Source organism: Bacillus sp. J33 (assembly GCF_000518885.1).
In the GTDB taxonomy this organism is placed as follows: Bacteria; Bacillota; Bacilli; order Bacillales; family Cytobacillaceae; genus Cytobacillus.
Map to the genome: position 1 here is coordinate 1 of NZ_JAEL01000115.1, position 16,648 is coordinate 16,648.

Below are 16,648 nucleotides of genomic sequence, written 5' to 3' on the forward strand. Positions count from 1 at the left end.
CCCTCAGGGGACTTAAAAAAATGTCGATGCAGGCGATGCTTACTTTCGCTGCCATGAATTTGAAGAAAATGGCCAACTGGACTTGGCAAGGTCCAGAAATGGCCTAAATGATAACCTCGGAGAGGTCTGCAATTCTCTGTAATTACTTGAAGTCCTACAAAAAATNAAAAAAAGAGTTCGGAATGAGACTATTCCGAACTCTTTTTGTCTACAAACTGAGGCGGAATTATTATTCCGCCTCTAGTTTTACTAGCAATAAGGAATAGAACTTGAACTAGATAATTGCCTAGCTCCAGGCGCCAATAGGCGGCGCCTGGAGCTTTCTTATTATAAACTTTTATCATCCACTGCATTTAGCCAATTTTCAATTTCGCCGATTACAGATTCTACACAGCCTTTTTCAAATGGAGATATAAGGCTGGCTTCTTTCACAAGCCCTGTAAACGGCTTACTTCCGCCAAGCTTGCACAGTTTTACATAATCCTTCCAAGCATCTTCCTGGTTCTCCCTGGAACGTTTCCAGAATTGGAATGCACATATTTGTGCAAGTGTATAATCAATGTAATAGAATGGTGAATTGTAGATATGGCCCTGACGCTGCCAGAATCCGCCATTTTCCAAGTATTCATTGCCATCATAATCTTTATGAGGCAAATATTTCTTTTCAATCTCTCTCCATGCACGTTTTCTTTCCTGTGGAGAAGCATCTGGATTTTCATAAACCCAATGCTGAAATTCATCAACTGATACTCCATATGGCAAGAAAAGCAGGCCACCGCTTAAATGTGAAAATTTATATTTCTCTGTATCCTCTTTAAAGAAGCCCTCCATCCAAGGCCAAGTGAAAAACTCCATGCTCATGGAATGAATTTCAGCGGCTTCATAAGTAGGCCAATTATATTCAGGTATCTCAAAATGGCTGCTAGAATACACCTGGAATGCATGGCCGGCTTCATGTGTAAGAACATCAATATCTCCAGAAGTGCCATTGAAGTTAGAGAAAATGAAAGGAGATTTGTAGTTTTCAATATAGGTGCAATAGCCGCCTCCTGCTTTGCCCTTCTTGGCAACCAGGTCCATGAGATTATTTTCTCTCATATAAGAGAAAAATTCGCTTGTCTCTTTTGACAGCTCATCATACATTTTTTGGCCATTTTCAATGATCCAGTCAGGGTCACCCTTTGGAACAGCATTGCCTGTTTTGAATTCAAACCCTTCATCATAGTATTTTAGCTTATCAACACCTATGCGTTCTTTTTGGCGTTCTTTTAATTTAGTGGCAATTGGGACGATGAAATCCTCCACCTGCTTGCGGAAGTTAGCAACCATCTCAGCATTATAATCTGTTCTGTACATTCGGAAATAGGCAAGCTCTACAAAGTTTTTATAGCCAAGCTTATGAGCAATCTCCGTTCTGACTTTTACCAGCTCATCATAAATTCTATCCAGTTCACTTTCGTTATCAGCTAGAAATCCAAAGCGGGCCTCACTGGCTTTTTTTCTCATTTCACGATCTGTTGATTCAGTAAAAGGCTCCAGCTGGGCAAGAGTTCGCTCTTCTCCCTCAAAATCGATTTTGGCCGAAGCAATTAATTTTGTATACTCGGATGATAGCTTATTTTCCTTTTGGAGCAGGGGTACAATTTCTGGAGAGAACACCTTCAGCTGTGCTTTAGCAAGTGCAAATAGCTGATTCCCCCATTTTCCTTCAAGCTCATTCCGAAACCTTGAGTTAACTAGTGCCTGATAGTACTTTGTAACCAAGCCTTCCACTTCTGGCTGGATTTCGTCCATGTAATCCTGCTCAGCTTTATAGAACTCATCATTAGTATCAACAGAATGGCGGATATAGCAAAGATTGAACATCGTCCCAACATCGTTTCGAATATCATTAATTTCTTTCATTGCATCATTTTGCTCATCAGAAGTGCCAGCACTTTCAAATTTTTCAAGTGCTGCTTCGAATTGATCCTTTACCTTTTTTAAATCCGGCCGGACATATGTATATTCTTCGAACTTCATTTTATTGCCCCCTTGTATGTAATAAACCTTTACAATAACCCACTAGACTATTTCGACAAAATTTGGTTAATTCCTTCTTGAATGAAATTTTCTGCCATTAATATAGAATAGACTATTTTTAAGAGATGATTTCCACTCCAAAAACTAAAAAAACAGCCAATCAAGGCTGTTTTGGTTATTCGGAGGCATCTGCTTTTTTGTCATTGGAGATCGATAAGCCAAGTTTCTTTAGTAATTCGATTGCCGTATCCTTTTCTTGGTCAGAGAGCTCTGACATTAATGAATGGATATGCTGCTCGTGGCCAGGAAAAATTTTTTCTATAAATGATTTTCCCTCATCAGTAATCTGTGCGAAGGTTACCCTTCTGTCATTCGGACAAGCAACCCTTTTTAACAATCCTTTTTGTTCAAGCTTGTCCACAACATAAGTGATGCTTCCGCTGGCTAATAGAATTTTCCCGCCAATCTGCTGCAAAGGCTGGTCTCCCCTATGGTACAGGAGCTCCAAAACAGCAAACTCAGTTGGATTCAGTCCATAAGTTTGTATGAGCTTATTTACGTTTTCATTTATTGCCCTGTATGCTCTAGAAAGGACAATAAATAATTTTAACGATTGGTCAATCTGTTCAGAACCCATTATATCCAATTCCTTTACCAATTTATTAGTAGCGTTTTCATAATTGCAGTTCTAAATTATTATAGGTAACAGGACGAAAGCTGTCAATTTACCAGCTGTGCTCCTTTATTTGCCTGCCACCACTCTCCAATTATGATTCAAAGAAGGAGTAACTATTTTCTTTTCTAAAAAATAATTTGCAAGTAGCTCTGACATGTCAGTCAGAATTTCCCTCACTACCGGTTTATCCTTGAACATGGTATACCCTCCTCCTCCCGCAGCCCGGTAATTATTCATTACAACCATATATTGGGCATTCTCCATCACAGGCTGCCCTTTATATTGAAGGACTATTACCCGTTCCCCCTTTGGGCGCGAGACATCAATTTCATATTGAATTCCTTCCCACATATCGTAATTATAGTGCTGAGGCTTCGGAAAAGAAAAATCAGGGTTTACAGTAATTTCACCGTCATCTTTTAACTCAAAATAAGCAGCTGAAAGCTCCAAAGCATCCTTTATGTCCTTCCCGGATACCTTGAGGACACTCAATGAATTAGGATAAATATAGTTAGAAACAATCTCTCTCATTGTCACTTGATGGCTTAGACCCGGGGCACCTTCATGGAACAATGCAGTACATGATATATCTGCCCCGGCCGCCTCCATTTGCACTTTGTTAATGAATTCAATTAATGGGTGCTCCTTTATTCTTGCCTCAAAAATATCTTCAATCAGCATATCCCCTTCTATTTCACCTATAACTGTATCCAGCCATTTTTGCGTTTTGGATTCATAGTAATCAGCTATTTGAAGGGCTTCCTCATCAGGGGAAATTTCCTTGGCAGAAATTAATATTGAATGCTTCTCATCAATCAGCCAGTCATTGTGCTTCTTTTTGAATTTGACTGTAACCTTTGCAAGGGCCCGGCCATTATATCCCGGCTGGACAACTGCAACCCCGTTAATAGTTTCTCCTTCAATTAAACGGTGCTGGTGCCCTGTAATCAGTACATCAATCCCAGGCACTTCTGTACAAATCCTATACGCCTCATTTTCCCCCGTTTGTTCTTCAGTCTGTTCTCCAGTGCTTAAATCCCTTTCAAAGCCTCCATGGTAAGATACAATCATCAAATCTGGCTTTTCCTCCTCCTGCACATACGGAACCCACCTTTTCAAACTGGAGACTGCTGATTCAAAAGCCAGGTTCTCAATATGCTGCTTTTTCTCCCAATTTGGTATGTATTGGGTTGTCACTCCAATTACAGCTGTTTTTAAGCCATTTGCAAAGGTTTTTATTTTGTACGGCAGCCCATAATAGGTCTCTTTTGTGGAACTAAATAAAATATTGGCAGCCAGCCATGGAAAATTGGACTCACTGACTGCCCTTGCAAGTATGCTCTTTCCATAATTGAATTCATGATTCCCGATTACCGCTGCATCATACTCAAGCATATTTAATATTTGGATCATGGGGTTTTTTTGATTATTTAAAAACCGAGAATAATAATAGGTCAGAGGTGTTCCCTGAATTAAATCTCCATTATCTATAAGAAGTAAAGCCTCGGACTGCTCTCTTTCTTTCTTTATTAAGGCTGCAAGTTTGCCTAAACCATGGTCTGCATATTCTCCAGTGCCATATAGGTAAGGGAAAATATGGCCATGAATATCACTTGTAGCTAAAATTGACAGTGTTATTTCAGCTTTCATTATACCCCTCCTTTCTTATTAAAATATCATTACGAAGACAGAAATAAACCCCTTTTTGAACAAAATGGTATAATATTGATGTTGGAGAATTTTATGCTGATAAATCAACCTAAAAACTTTGGAGTTAATATAGATGAAAAGTCGATTCGGAAATGTACTCTTATATGTATTTATTGTCATTATCCCTGCAATGATCGGGAGCTTTTTTTTCCTGATGAACGCCGTGGAACATAATGAAGAAAGCAGGATTAATGAAGCAAAATGGATAGGTTCCATTCATCAGAGGAGCTGGGATCAGTTTATATCTGAAACAGTTACAGCACTGGAAATGTTATCACTGACAGCTGGAACGGTAAACACTGATCCCAAAGAATTGGAGCCGCTTCTTCAGCAAGCCATGCAAATGGATCCCCGATATGGAGGAATCTATCTTCTAGACAACACAGGCAAGGTATTAACAGGGTCAAACCAGTTTCTCACTGACTCTGACCTGTCAGACAAAGAATATATAAAAGAGGCAAGCAGAACTAAAGATATTATTATTTCCAACAATCAGGAAACCTTAACAAATGGCCAAACAGTTATTGGCATAGGAAAACCCGTAGCAAACGAAGACGGAGAGCTTTTATTTATCATCGCTGCTCATATGAGGGTGGATTATGTCCAGAATATCATGCGGCTCCTTACACCCGATGCAAAATTATCCGTATTGAATTCTGAAGGGAAATCCATCATGGATATTAATATGGACGGTGACTCCACTTTTTCCGACAATAACAGCATATCAATACCAATCGACAGGCTTCCATGGAGTGTAAAAGTTGAACTGCCGGAAAGAGATTTATTCGAAATCATTAAGGATGCAGCCCAATATATTCTTGTTATGCTTATAATTACCCATATCTTGTTCCTTTTAATAAAATATTTAAATTTGAAAAAGCAGGCTCAAAATGAGAAAAAAGAAAATGAACTTCAAAAATTGGAGCTGGTCGGCACTTTGGCAGCCAGCACAGCACATGAAATAAGAAATCCGTTAACAGGCATAAGAGGTCTTATTCAGCTCTTAAGTGAAAAGTATACGAATAAGCAGGATCAGTATTATTTTTCAGTCATCAATGATGAAATCAGCAGAATCAATGAAATAGTCAGTGAGTTTTTAATCCTGGGGAAACCAACAGCCCAGAAAACAGAAACCCTTGATCTTCGTAATATCATTTTGGAATTAGAACCTTTAATTATATCGGAAGCAAATTTGAACAATGTCCACTTCCATATTTTTCTGCCAGATGTACCTGTAAAAGCAGATTGCACCAAGGATCAAATTAAACAAGTTATATTGAATATTACCAAAAATGCCTTTGAATCAATGGAAAATGGCGGAGAGCTGACAATAAAACTGAGCAGGCTTCCAACCAAGGCCCAGCTAAAAATAACTGATACAGGATACGGAATACCAGAAAGTGAAATTGAAAAGATATTTAATCCTTTTTACACCTCAAAAGACGCAGGCACCGGACTCGGACTTGTTGTTTGCAGGCGGATCCTCCAGTCTTTTGGAGGGGAAATTTTTATTACTAGCAAGGAGAACAAAGGAACACAAGTCGATATTTTCCTGCCCCTTCAAAACCACCAAAAATAAAGAAGAGTTTAAAGGTGCCTTCACATATGTGATGGCACCTTTTCATATTTCACTTAATAGATTGATTCATTTTTTTCAATCCTGCTCTTAATTTGCTGAATCATTAGTTCTAGCTCTTCATCTCTTTCTTCAGGTGCTATTTTCTTGTGGAGTACCGAATACAGTGTCACATCCCTTAAGCGCAAAAATAACGGCAGCTGCATTTCCAAATCATCAGGGAGAGTATTTCTCTCCTGATATCCCTCTATAAAAGAATCTAAAAACCTTTTTCCGAATGCATCCCTTTTCCCCACATTATTTTCTTTGAAGCGGTATAAAAGAGAATAATACAAAGGGATCGCAATATCGGAAGCAAACCAATGGTAACAGCAGTCATCAAAATCATAAATATGAATCTCACTTCCGTCATAGCAGAAATTCCCTGAATGGACATCGGTGTGAATCAGACCGAAATTATCCTTGGTTTTCGGCAAGGATTTCAGCTGCAGTAAGAGCGCCTGAGTATTTTTAATAACCAATTTATCTGTTTCAGGCACATATTTTTCAACTTGCAGGAGTTCCTCATCTTCCCATAGCATACGAGGAGCGATTGCATTTGCAGGTGTATATGTTTTTGTTGCTGCATGCATATGTCCAATTGCTCTTCCCCATGCTTTAAATAGACGCTTATTAAATTCGGGTGCCGTCACTCTGACCGGCTTGCCTGGAACTTTGGAAAAAAGGCTGGCATAGAAGATTGATCCATCTTCAGCAGCTGACATCTCAACAATTTTTCCAAAATCAGATTGATATACCTTTGGTACACTTATACCTTTAGTATTTAAAAAATTTACCCAGTCCACCTCTGCTAAAAGCTCCTTCTTTTTTCGATGGGAAGAGTGAGTAACCCTTAATATGTAGGACGTTTCATTTTTATAAACTTCATATACATAGTTTTCAAAATCCCCAAGCTTCTTATATTTCAATGCGTCCAATGAATACGAATGAAAAAAATGGCTTAGAATATCACTTGTCAGTAAGAATTCAACATCTTTTTCCATCGATAACTCCCGCTTTCCTTTTTCGTCACCAAAACTCAAATTATATGATATTTTCAATAAAGCAAAATAGCTATTTTTGTAGATAACAGAATGATGTAAACTAGATATAAATCATATTTAGTTCCACGAAAGTTTTTATTATTTTAGCCGTGTTGGCTTTTTGTGATTTAGATGTTGACAGACCGTGTACGAACTCGAAAATTCATTCTCATTTCCTTTTTTTGTTTATTCGATGATGCTGTTTCAATCTCCTGCAGGTAAGCAAGAAAAGAATACCCGCAAGAGCGCCATCTCTGAGGAGCGGTACAGGCCACGCAAGGGATGTTCTTGAGCAGTCATCCACAGGCAAATTTAACAAAGCAATGATTTTATATTTAGGCCCTGTAATTTTAGCCTGCTGATTTCCGCTCGGGCACTCGCTTTCCGCGGGCGGTCCGACGCTCCTCTCGCAGGACATTGAATAAGCTCCCTCGAATGAACACCTTGTCGTAAGAAAATGCGGTAGCACTTTCGGGGATCTTGTGCCTACTGCTCCAATCAACAGGGTCCAAAAATCAACAATTAGCTTTAACACAGCCTATATTTAAAGGAGTCCAGGATTATGAGCACTTCTGCAGTTTCAGTAAACCACGTATCCCGACCGGATCAGAATACGTCTTATCGGATCCTGTTTATCATCGGACTATGCCACTTGTTAAATGACTCAATTCAATCCGTTATTCCGGCTATGTTTCCCATACTGGAAAAATCAATGGGGCTCTCATTTTCGCAGCTCGGATTAATTGCATTTTCTTTAAATATGGTTTCTTCCATTATGCAGCCGGTTATAGGTATGGCTACGGACAAAAAGCCCGTGCCTTTTGCTTTGCCCATCGGTTTAACTTTTACTATGCTGGGAGTTTTGGGACTGGCATTTGCACCAGAATTTGAGTGGGTTGTTGGTTCTGTTTTATTCATTGGATTGGGTTCAGCAGTCTTCCATCCTGAGGGGTCAAGGGTTGCTTATATGGCAGCTGGCCCACGAAGAGGCCTCGCGCAATCCATCTATCAAGTTGGCGGAAACACGGGACAGGCATTGGCACCTGTTATAACAGCACTTATCCTTGTCCCTCTTGGCCAAAGGGGAGCCGCCTGGTTTACACTGGTCGCTGCCATGGCTGCAGGATTATTAGTGTATATTGCTTTCTGGTATAGAGGTCGCCTTCAGCATGAAGGATCTTTGATAAGCAGGAAAAAAAACTCGCAGGTTCATCAAAACAAGAAGATTTCCAAAGCCGTATGGAGGGCCTTGGCCTTAATCCTTTTTTTAATTTTTGCCCGCTCCTGGTATATCTCTGGGATGACAAATTTCTATACGTTTTATGCGATAGAAAAATATTCATTTTCGATCGGGGAGTCCCAGCTCTTCTTATTTGCCTTTTTAGTATCAGGAGCACTCGGAACCTTTTTCGGCGGACCGCTTGCAGATCGTTTTGGCAAAAAACGGATCATCTTTTTATCTATGAATCTAACAGTACCACTTTCGACTCTGATCCCTTTTGTTTCTTCACCAATTGCATTTATCTTGCTGGTACTTGGCGGGTTCATTTTAATGTCCAGCTTTTCTGTCACTGTAGTGTATGCCCAGGAACTAGTTCCAGGCAAAATCGGCACTATGGCGGGTTTGACCGTAGGGCTTGCATTTGGAATGGGTGCAATCGGCTCCATTGCTTTAGGATATATAGCTGACACATTCGGACTGGCTAATATGATTATTTTCACCGGCTTACTTCCCGTGCTGGGATTGTTGACTTTGCTGCTTCCTTCAGACAAAACGGTTTCAGAATGGAATGGATAAAAAGATCAAGGAGGGGAGACCCCTCCTTGTTATCTATATTTCTTTAATTTTATTGTATAGCTCTTCTTTTTCATCTTCCGAAAGAAGGTTCTCTGCCATAGGGAACAGGACATTTTCTTCTTTTGCAAAATGCTGTGTCAGAGTGTAGTATGCATTTTTAATCATGCCGGCATGAAAAACCATTTCTTGTTCAGACATACTTTCTGGCTTTTCTGCAGCATCCATATAAGCTTTTATATATCCCTTTGCCTGATCATGTTCATATTCCATAACAGCTATAGGGCCAGTGCCTTTTCCAAGGTACTGCTCCATCATGCGAAAGAGGACTCCTTCTTCCCTTTCTGAGTGAGGGTCAAGTACCCGAATGAAATTTTGAACTTTTTCAGTCAGCTGCTCAAAAAAACCCTTGTCAGGAGTTTCTTCAATTTTTAAACTTAACTGAAGCAATTCCTCAAGCATAGCAAGCAAGGGAGGATGCTCCTCTTTTAACTGTTTGAGACCTTTACTAAGCTCAGCTGCACCATTTCCCAACATTGAACTCATACAACCTTCCATACTAATAACTCCTCCTCTGTTTAATACATTCAGTATAAAAGGGATTGAAAAATTTTGTTGTGATAGCCATCACTATAGAGTACATAATTAGGATAAAAATTTTCTAAAAATTTTAATAATTAAGGGTGCAATATTCCCCTTTTTTGCCATATAATAAAGGTAAGATACTAATTACAGCCAAACCTGCAGTTGTAACATTGACCTTTTATTAAAGAAAACACCTGATTAGCATAGTAAAACAACTTAAAAAATGTTAGGAGGGATTAAAAAAATGTATCATCCAAATTATATTGATTTTTATCAAAAGTGCCTGCTCCCAGCCGGTGTTGGCGACCCAGCCCTTTCAGCCGGTCATACCCACTGGTTAATCGCAATTGAAGGTCAGCGGAAGGAACAGGAAAAGGAATTTTACTGCTGGAAAGTTTCAGTTTATCCATCCAATTCAGAAGGAAGTTTTTCATGGAAAGAAAAAGTTTATTCTTCGCTTTATGAATGCATCCATAAAGCCTTCGATCACGCGAAGGAACTCGAGGAGAACGTTAAAAATTCCCAGCTTGGCTTTTTAAAAAGTAAAGAAAAAATAAGTTAACCCCTTAAATAACTCCCCTTTATGCTTCATCCTTTTTTTGCCTTCAAATGTGAAATAACATACATATAGGTATTTACAACCCTTCTGTTTAAATAAATCCCTTTTATTAATAATGCATTCCCTGTAAAGTTTTGCAGAAAGTTAAAAATTTAATATTTGGGTGTTATCTCCTCCCGATTAGCTGCCCTTTACAAAGATAAATTTTTTAGGAAGTCATTTTTTCTTTAAAAAAAAGAGCCTAGAATTTCTCTAGGCTCAAAGATTATAGGGGGTCAACTATTAAAAGTCCGACCAACTTAAGTTTAACAGTTTATTCTTTTAATGTTAAGATACTAAAGCACTATTGCGTAAAAGTATTAAAGTGGTAAAATACCTTGATGCACTATCCATTCCCTTACAATTCTTCAGCCTAGTTGTACAGCCCTGGTTGCTTAGCTTTCGGAAACACCTAATTGATTCATTTAAGTGAAAAAACTTTTCAATATGAAGCAATATTTAATTGTTTAGATAAAACTTGTTAACAATTTGTTAATAAATTCTGGCTACAATAAACATGTACCGAAAAAAACCTTTTTCATTGACCCCCCTTTTCAAACCGGCCGCTAAAGGAAGGCCGGTTTTTTATTTTCAAATTCTTTAAACTGATAGCAGCAACATCCCTAAATTCAAACTATTCAACCCTAAAAATCAGGCTAGCCTAAATACAATTCCATGCCCGCCTTTAGGATATTCCCATTTGATATTCTGGTAAGGACAGCCGATGCGGCAGCTCCCGCATTCGTGGCAGCCTTCATATCCCACCTGCATTCTTAATCCTTCCCATTTGTAGACTTCTGCAGGGCAGAATATAGTGCAGATTTTGTCGGGGCATTTTGTCATGCAGATATCATGGTCCAATACGGTAAGATGTGATTTTGTGTCTGCCTTAAAACGAACCAAATACTGTTTTTCTTCGATCGTCTTTGTTGACATTATTTCACCGCCTTCCATGCTCTGTACATGTCTTGCAGTACACGAATGGTGCCGCGTTCACTTGTGAAGCTCTTCATAATCTCTTTTTGCTTCTCTCTCTTAGGGGTTCCATCGACTGTAAAGAATTTGCTTGCTGCCCGGTTCATCATTGGTACGTATTCCTTGAAGTACTGAGGGTAGTGTTCAAAAGTGTGGGCAGCATCTTTATATTTTTCCAAGTCTTTAATAATAAAGCTTTGATACAGTGTTTCCCTATATTGATTTAAGCTTGCTTCACTAAAGTCTCCGCGTTGTTTCGCATCAATTATGGTTTCAGCTGCCATTTTGCCTGATGCCATTGCCATATTGGATCCTTCTCGATGTATTGCATTAACAAGCTGTGCAGCATCACCTGCCAGAAGTACACCATCTCCGGCTACTTTTGGGACAGAGTGATAACCCCCTTCTGGAATGAGGTGTGCCAGATACTCAGCAGACTCTCCTCCATGTATCAATTGCCTCACCATTGGGTGGGTCTTCAAATAATCAAGCAAATCATATGGCTTCATCTTTGCCTTTATCATACTAGAGAGCGTTGTCCCCACTCCTATATTGATGCTTTCTTTATTTGTATAAATAAAAGCGGTTCCGAGGTTGCCTTTCGTTGAATCTCCAAAAATCTCAATCGTACAGCCCTGGTTGTCTTCAAGATTAAAGCGGTCATTTATTTTGTCTTTCGAGAGGTTAATAACTTCCATTACTGTTAACGCCACTTCATCAGGCCGGAATTCTTTATGGTAGCCAAGCTGTTTTGCGAGGAGGGAGTTTACACCATCTGCCAGCACCACAACATCCGCATAAACATCACCATCAGGTCGGTCCGTTCTGACACCAACTACTTTTCCGTTTTTAGTTATACATTCCAGGACTACTGTTTCGTTTATTAAAAGTACTCCCTGCTCCACTCCCTTTTTAGCAAACCATTGGTCGAATGGGGCTCGAAGCACAGTGAAATTATTGTAGGGCTCTTTCCCCCATTCAAGCCCCTTATATCCAAAGCTTACAGAAGACTCTTTATCCATCATCCAGAAGCGCTGTTCAATGACAGGCCGTTCTAGCGGCGCTTCTTTCCAAAACTCAGGAATGATTTCTTCCATTTGCTTGCGGTATAAGACGCCGCCCATCACATTTTTGCTGCCAGGATATTCTCCTCTTTCGATTTGCAAAACTTTCAGGCCATTTTTTGCACATGTGTATGCACAGGAAGTTCCTGCAGGTCCTGCTCCCACAACGATTACATCAAATTTTTCAGACATAGCTCATTTCACCTCCTCTTTCACGTGCTTCTTTAAACTGCTTAATTAGTTTCGGCACGATTTCCATCGCATCACCAACGATGCCGTAGGTGGCCACATCAAAAATTGGGGCTTCCGGATCTTTATTGATTGCAATGATAAATTCCGAATTCTTCATGCCAACAACATGCTGAATCGCCCCGGAAATCCCAATGGCAAAATAGATCTTTGGCGTAATGGTTTCTCCTGTCTGTCCGACTTGCTGCTCGTGCGGAAGCCAGCCTGCCTCAACTACATCCCTTGTTCCGCCAACAGTAGCCCCAATCGTTTCAGCAAGTTCATGAATCAGCTGGAACCCCTGCAAATCGCCCATCCCTTTTCCGCCGGCGACTACTACATGGGCGTCTGCTAAATTCACCTTTTTTGTGACATCTTTCACAATTTTAAGCACTTTTGTGCGCATCTCTTCTTCTTTTAACATGATAGGCTCTTCTATTACTTTGCCTTGTCTGCCAGGATCAGGTTCAAGGGCCTTCATTACTTTTGGGCGGACAGTGGCCATTTGCGGCCTGTGCTTTTTGCACAATATAGTCGCCATAATGTTTCCGCCAAAAGCAGGACGGCTTGCTTCAAGCAATCTTTTATCTACCTCAACATCCAGCATAGTGGTATCTGCTGTCAACCCAGTACTTAGATCTGTTGCAACAGCACTCGCAAGATCTTTTCCATTCGAAGTGGCTCCATAAAGGAAAATTTCAGGTTTATATTTTTCTGCTAAATTAATAACTGCTTTCATATAAGATTCTGTCCGGTAATCCTTCATTACTTCATGGTCTACAACATAAACCTGATCTGCTCCATAAGAAATAACTTCTTGGCTTAATGACTTTACTTTATAGCCCAAAAGAACGCCTGAAAGGGGCACTTCCAGTTTATCTGCAAGCTTTCTGCCGGCGCCAAGCAGCTCCTTGGAAACGCCTTCAATTTCCCCATCATTTTGTTCTATAAATACCCATACCCCCCGGTATTCCTCCATCATTAGGATCCCCCCTTGCTTTTCTGTTACTGATTTGCGAATAATTCTTTTTTGTCGCTCAGCAGCTCCATCAGCTGCTTAACCTGTTCATCAGCAGTCCCTTCCAGCTTTTTTCCTCCTTCAGGCTTTGGAGGCGTAAACATTTTCCCAACAATCGTAGGAGATCCTTTAAGCCCAAGCTGTGTACGGTCTACATTCTCGAGGTCATTTACGGACCAAACAACAGGTTCATATCTCGCAGCTTTAATCATATTTGGCATTGGCGAATATTGAATGCTATTAATCTCTTTTTCCACTGTTAGCAAGCACGGGATTTGTGCTTGTATCAATTCATATCCGTTGGTAATTTTTCTCTTCAGCAGCACTGTATTTTCATTTTCACTCAGTTCTGACACTTCTATAACATTTGTTACAGGGGGGATATCCAGCCTGCGCGCTATTCCAGGGCCAACCTGGCCGGTATCGCCGTCAATTGCATGCTTTCCGCAAATGATTAAATCGACCGGTGCTTCCTTTGAAATGCGTTCCAATGCTTTAGATAGTGCATAGCTTGTTGCTAGTGTATCTGCCCCGGCAAATGCACGATCCGATATTAGATATCCCCGATCAGCGCCGATTTCTATGCTTTTCTTAATAACAGCTGTTGCCTGGGGAGGTCCCATGGACAATACAGAAATTGTTCCTTTTCCCAGCTCCTTTTTTAATTTCACAGCTTCCTGTACTGCATGCGCATCATAGGGATTTAAAATGGCAGGCGCACTGCGGCGGTCAAGCGTATTGGTTTTGGGATTAATTTTGATGATTTTTGTATCAGGCACTTGCTTGACACAGACGACTATATGCATTCTTTACTTTCCCTCCTCTTAACTTAAAGCTTGTTATAAAGGGGTTCGCTTTAAGATTTACGCTCTTTTCTCATAGATTGTTGTTTTAGTTTATTAATTTTGCCCATTGATTTCAGCACGGAACACTCAAGCAGTCCACGCGGAGCGATGCGAGCCTCCCCGGCTTTGCCTGTGAGGTCTCCCGTTTCCCTCTTTTCCCGCTGGACATTGTAAAAGCATCCTTGAATAAACACCTCGTCGCAAGAAAATGGAAATGCATTTTCGAGGAGTCAAATGCCCTCCGCTACAATCAACTCAGATGGTTAAGCTAAGTTCGCCTTCAAAAAGCAACAAACTTTACGAAAAGAGCCAATTTTTTATATAAAAATGCTATGTATTACGATATATGATTCGCAATACAGGCATAGTACTAACATTAAAAGAATTTATTAGAATTGCTGCATATGATAAGGAAAATTTTTAATCTGATGTCTTAAGTTTGGAGGTCATTATTAGTTCCAGTCTTAGAAAAAATAAAATGTTTGCAGATAACATTAAAGTGTAAGAATAGAAGAATATGTGAAACCCTGTATTTATAGATTTCATTAATTTATACTATAAAGAATATTCAAATTTAAACAATGACAAAAATCACATTATGGATATAAATAGAATGTAAAGGTTTTTACACAATTATTTTTTTAGCTCTGTTAATTTTGCCTGTTGATTTCCGCTGCAGGCGCTCTTACCGGAGGACATTGAATAAGTTTCAATGAATAAACAACGCACGAAGGAAATGCGTATGATTTTCGAGGATCCAGGACTTTCGCTTCAATCAACAGGATGCCAATAACAACTATGTGCAGTAACACAGCCATTTTTTGAAAAGTGAGGGAATGATAATGACAGAGGTATTCATTGGCAGTGTGCTATCCGCCTTATCGACAGGATTAGGTGCATTGCTTATTCTATTTATGAAAGGCTCGGTTACACACAGATGGCGTGATACATTGCTTGCTTTTACAGCGGGGATTATGATGTCTGCTTCAACGATGGGACTTATACCTGAAGCACTTAGCCAAGGGGGATTTTTCCCTCTTGCTGCCGGGGTCTTGATGGGCGTTTTGGCACTTACTTTTTTGGAAAAAAACATCCCTCATATGGATCTTCAGCATTCGCGCAAGGGAATTGAATTTGATGAGAAAGCTATGCTCATTATTGCAGCCATTACCCTGCATAATATACCTGAAGGACTTTCAGTCGGCGTTAGTTACGCATCCAATTCCCAGGATACCGGGAATTTAATTGCATTTGCGATTGGGCTTCAGAATGCCCCTGAAGGGCTTCTCGTAGCGCTGTTTTTAATCAATCAGAAAATCAGCAGCATCAAAGCCTTTATTATTGCTACTCTAACCGGGGCAATCGAAATAATCATGTCACTGCTTGGATTCTATTTGACTTCTTATATTGAGTTTCTTATTCCATATGGTTTAGCCTTTGCTGCAGGTGCGATGCTTTTTATCATTTATAAGGAGTTAATTCCTGAGAGCCATGGTGATGGAAATGAAAGAATATTAACATACTCATTTATAACTGGACTTTTATTTATGATATTTCTCTTTGATTTTTTTTAGCCAGTAAAAAGGATCCTCACTGGATCCTTTTTAAAATTTCATTCCAAGATTCTGCTTAAGTTTTTGTTTTCATTATTATATATGTTTAGCAAATTGCCATTAGACAACCGCTTTCTTCCATAAAAGAATCATTTGCCTGAATGAAATCCTCATTCTTTTCTTCTGTTCTTTCTCACTTTTAATGATACATTGGTATTCAAAAATTAACTTATCAAGTTCTTGACTGCATCGTATGGTTTCGTCACTGGCTAGTCCATTTCTTTTTGCTGTCTCAATCATCATTTCTTTTTTTTGCTGAATTTCAGCCAGCAATAATGTCCTTTTATGGCGCAACTTCTTTTTCCTCCTACTCCTATCCCTTTGTCCGATAAAATAAATAAAATGTGGCTACTTGAAGCATTATTACAAGAATTTCTATAAATGTAAATAGATTCGCAATATTAGACATTCTTTTTCCAAAAGAATTTTAATCGACAGTGTTTTCGTGTTGGGATTGTGGTTTTTCGACATTTTCTTCCAATATTAATCAAATGGTCTGATATGTATATATGTAAAAAATAACCAGTTATTATTGCGAGAAAGTAAGTATCCGCCCGTAAAACGGGCGGTTTTAATTTCGCCCTATAAGGGCACTTTACTGACAATCCCCTAAAGGGGACTCTAAATTGACCGTCAACCGTTCACTCCTGTCACTTATCTTTAAATGGATCGACGTATTCCCTCTTTGTCATATGGTCGCGTAATTTATCCTCAGCTTCCTGCTCGCGGATATATTTTGCTACTGTTTTCTGGTTGAGTCCCACCGTACTCACGTAATATCCCTTAGCCCAAAATGTGCGGCTTCCGTGGTTATACTTTAAATTCGCATGACGATCATGTATCATCAATGAACTTTTACCT

15 protein-coding genes are annotated in these 16,648 nt (G+C 39.6%); 4 read left to right on the forward strand and 11 right to left on the reverse strand.

Annotated elements, in window-relative coordinates; genetic code table 11:
- Positions 1 to 327: 327 nt before the first annotated feature.
- The 3 genes from L634_RS0124735 to L634_RS0124745 form a co-directional block, all read right to left on the reverse strand.
- The gene (locus L634_RS0124735) at positions 328 to 2,022 is read right to left on the reverse strand and encodes a M3 family oligoendopeptidase (RefSeq protein ID WP_026584750.1); all 1,695 of its coding nucleotides are present in this window, start codon (positions 2,020 to 2,022) and stop codon (positions 328 to 330) included.
- A 175-nt stretch (positions 2,023 to 2,197) separates the two neighbouring features.
- Positions 2,198 to 2,659: a MarR family winged helix-turn-helix transcriptional regulator gene (locus tag L634_RS0124740; RefSeq protein ID WP_026584751.1), complete on the reverse strand. Its 462-nt coding sequence runs from the start codon at positions 2,657 to 2,659 to the stop codon at positions 2,198 to 2,200.
- A 105-nt stretch (positions 2,660 to 2,764) separates the two neighbouring features.
- Positions 2,765 to 4,348 carry a bifunctional metallophosphatase/5'-nucleotidase gene (locus tag L634_RS0124745; RefSeq protein ID WP_026584752.1) on the reverse strand — a complete coding sequence of 528 codons (1,584 nt, stop codon included), beginning with the start codon at positions 4,346 to 4,348 and terminating at the stop codon, positions 2,765 to 2,767.
- Between the two features lie 133 nt (positions 4,349 to 4,481).
- Between L634_RS0124745 and L634_RS0124750 the strand changes: the two genes are divergently transcribed.
- Positions 4,482 to 5,987 carry a PAS domain-containing sensor histidine kinase gene (locus L634_RS0124750; RefSeq protein WP_026584753.1) on the forward strand — a complete coding sequence of 502 codons (1,506 nt, stop codon included), beginning with the start codon at positions 4,482 to 4,484 and terminating at the stop codon, positions 5,985 to 5,987.
- 53 nt (positions 5,988 to 6,040) lie between these two features.
- On the opposite strand, the gene L634_RS0124755 is transcribed toward L634_RS0124750, so the two are convergent.
- A complete protein-coding gene (locus L634_RS0124755; protein ID WP_026584754.1) occupies positions 6,041 to 7,027 on the reverse strand; it encodes a phosphotransferase enzyme family protein in 987 nt (328 codons plus the stop codon).
- Between the two features lie 601 nt (positions 7,028 to 7,628).
- Between L634_RS0124755 and L634_RS0124765 the strand changes: the two genes are divergently transcribed.
- Complete coding sequence (locus tag L634_RS0124765) at positions 7,629 to 8,864, forward strand: MFS transporter (protein WP_026584756.1); 1,236 nt, start codon at positions 7,629 to 7,631, stop codon at positions 8,862 to 8,864.
- A 33-nt stretch (positions 8,865 to 8,897) separates the two neighbouring features.
- On the opposite strand, the gene L634_RS0124770 is transcribed toward L634_RS0124765, so the two are convergent.
- The gene (locus tag L634_RS0124770) at positions 8,898 to 9,407 is read right to left on the reverse strand and encodes a hemerythrin domain-containing protein (RefSeq protein ID WP_051428410.1); all 510 of its coding nucleotides are present in this window, start codon (positions 9,405 to 9,407) and stop codon (positions 8,898 to 8,900) included.
- A gap of 283 nt (positions 9,408 to 9,690) precedes the next feature.
- Here L634_RS0124770 and L634_RS0124775 point away from each other — a divergent pair, with 283 nt between their 5' ends.
- Positions 9,691 to 10,008: a hypothetical protein gene (locus tag L634_RS0124775; RefSeq protein ID WP_026584758.1), complete on the forward strand. Its 318-nt coding sequence runs from the start codon at positions 9,691 to 9,693 to the stop codon at positions 10,006 to 10,008.
- 687 nt (positions 10,009 to 10,695) lie between these two features.
- Here L634_RS0124775 and L634_RS0124780 read toward each other — a convergent pair.
- Genes L634_RS0124780 through L634_RS0124795 form a run of 4 tightly spaced genes read right to left on the reverse strand, consistent with a single transcriptional unit; the run spans position 10,696 to position 14,135 of the window.
- Positions 10,696 to 10,980 (reverse strand): ferredoxin family protein, encoded by a 285-nt coding sequence (locus tag L634_RS0124780; protein ID WP_019381639.1) that lies wholly within the window; start codon positions 10,978 to 10,980, stop codon positions 10,696 to 10,698.
- Positions 10,980 to 12,275 carry an FAD-dependent oxidoreductase gene (locus tag L634_RS0124785; RefSeq protein WP_026584759.1) on the reverse strand — a complete coding sequence of 432 codons (1,296 nt, stop codon included), beginning with the start codon at positions 12,273 to 12,275 and terminating at the stop codon, positions 10,980 to 10,982. The genes L634_RS0124780 and L634_RS0124785 overlap by 1 nt, the downstream gene beginning before the upstream one ends.
- Entirely contained in the window at positions 12,268 to 13,293 is a 1,026-nt protein-coding gene (locus L634_RS0124790; protein ID WP_026584760.1) for an electron transfer flavoprotein subunit alpha/FixB family protein, read from the reverse strand. Before L634_RS0124790 ends, L634_RS0124785 begins: the two co-directional genes overlap by 8 nt.
- A gap of 23 nt (positions 13,294 to 13,316) precedes the next feature.
- A complete protein-coding gene (locus L634_RS0124795; protein WP_026584761.1) occupies positions 13,317 to 14,135 on the reverse strand; it encodes an electron transfer flavoprotein subunit beta/FixA family protein in 819 nt (272 codons plus the stop codon).
- Positions 14,136 to 15,016: 881 nt separating this feature from the next.
- Here L634_RS0124795 and L634_RS0124800 point away from each other — a divergent pair.
- A complete protein-coding gene (locus tag L634_RS0124800) occupies positions 15,017 to 15,748 on the forward strand; it encodes a ZIP family metal transporter (protein ID WP_026584762.1) in 732 nt (243 codons plus the stop codon).
- A gap of 99 nt (positions 15,749 to 15,847) precedes the next feature.
- On the opposite strand, the gene L634_RS0124805 is transcribed toward L634_RS0124800, so the two are convergent.
- Together L634_RS0124805 and L634_RS0124810 are read right to left on the reverse strand one after the other, a co-directional pair.
- Positions 15,848 to 16,081 carry an aspartyl-phosphate phosphatase Spo0E family protein gene (locus L634_RS0124805; protein ID WP_026584763.1) on the reverse strand — a complete coding sequence of 78 codons (234 nt, stop codon included), beginning with the start codon at positions 16,079 to 16,081 and terminating at the stop codon, positions 15,848 to 15,850.
- A gap of 356 nt (positions 16,082 to 16,437) precedes the next feature.
- On the reverse strand, positions 16,438 to 16,648 hold a 211-nt coding region (locus L634_RS0124810; protein ID WP_026584764.1), incomplete at its 5' end, for a transposase.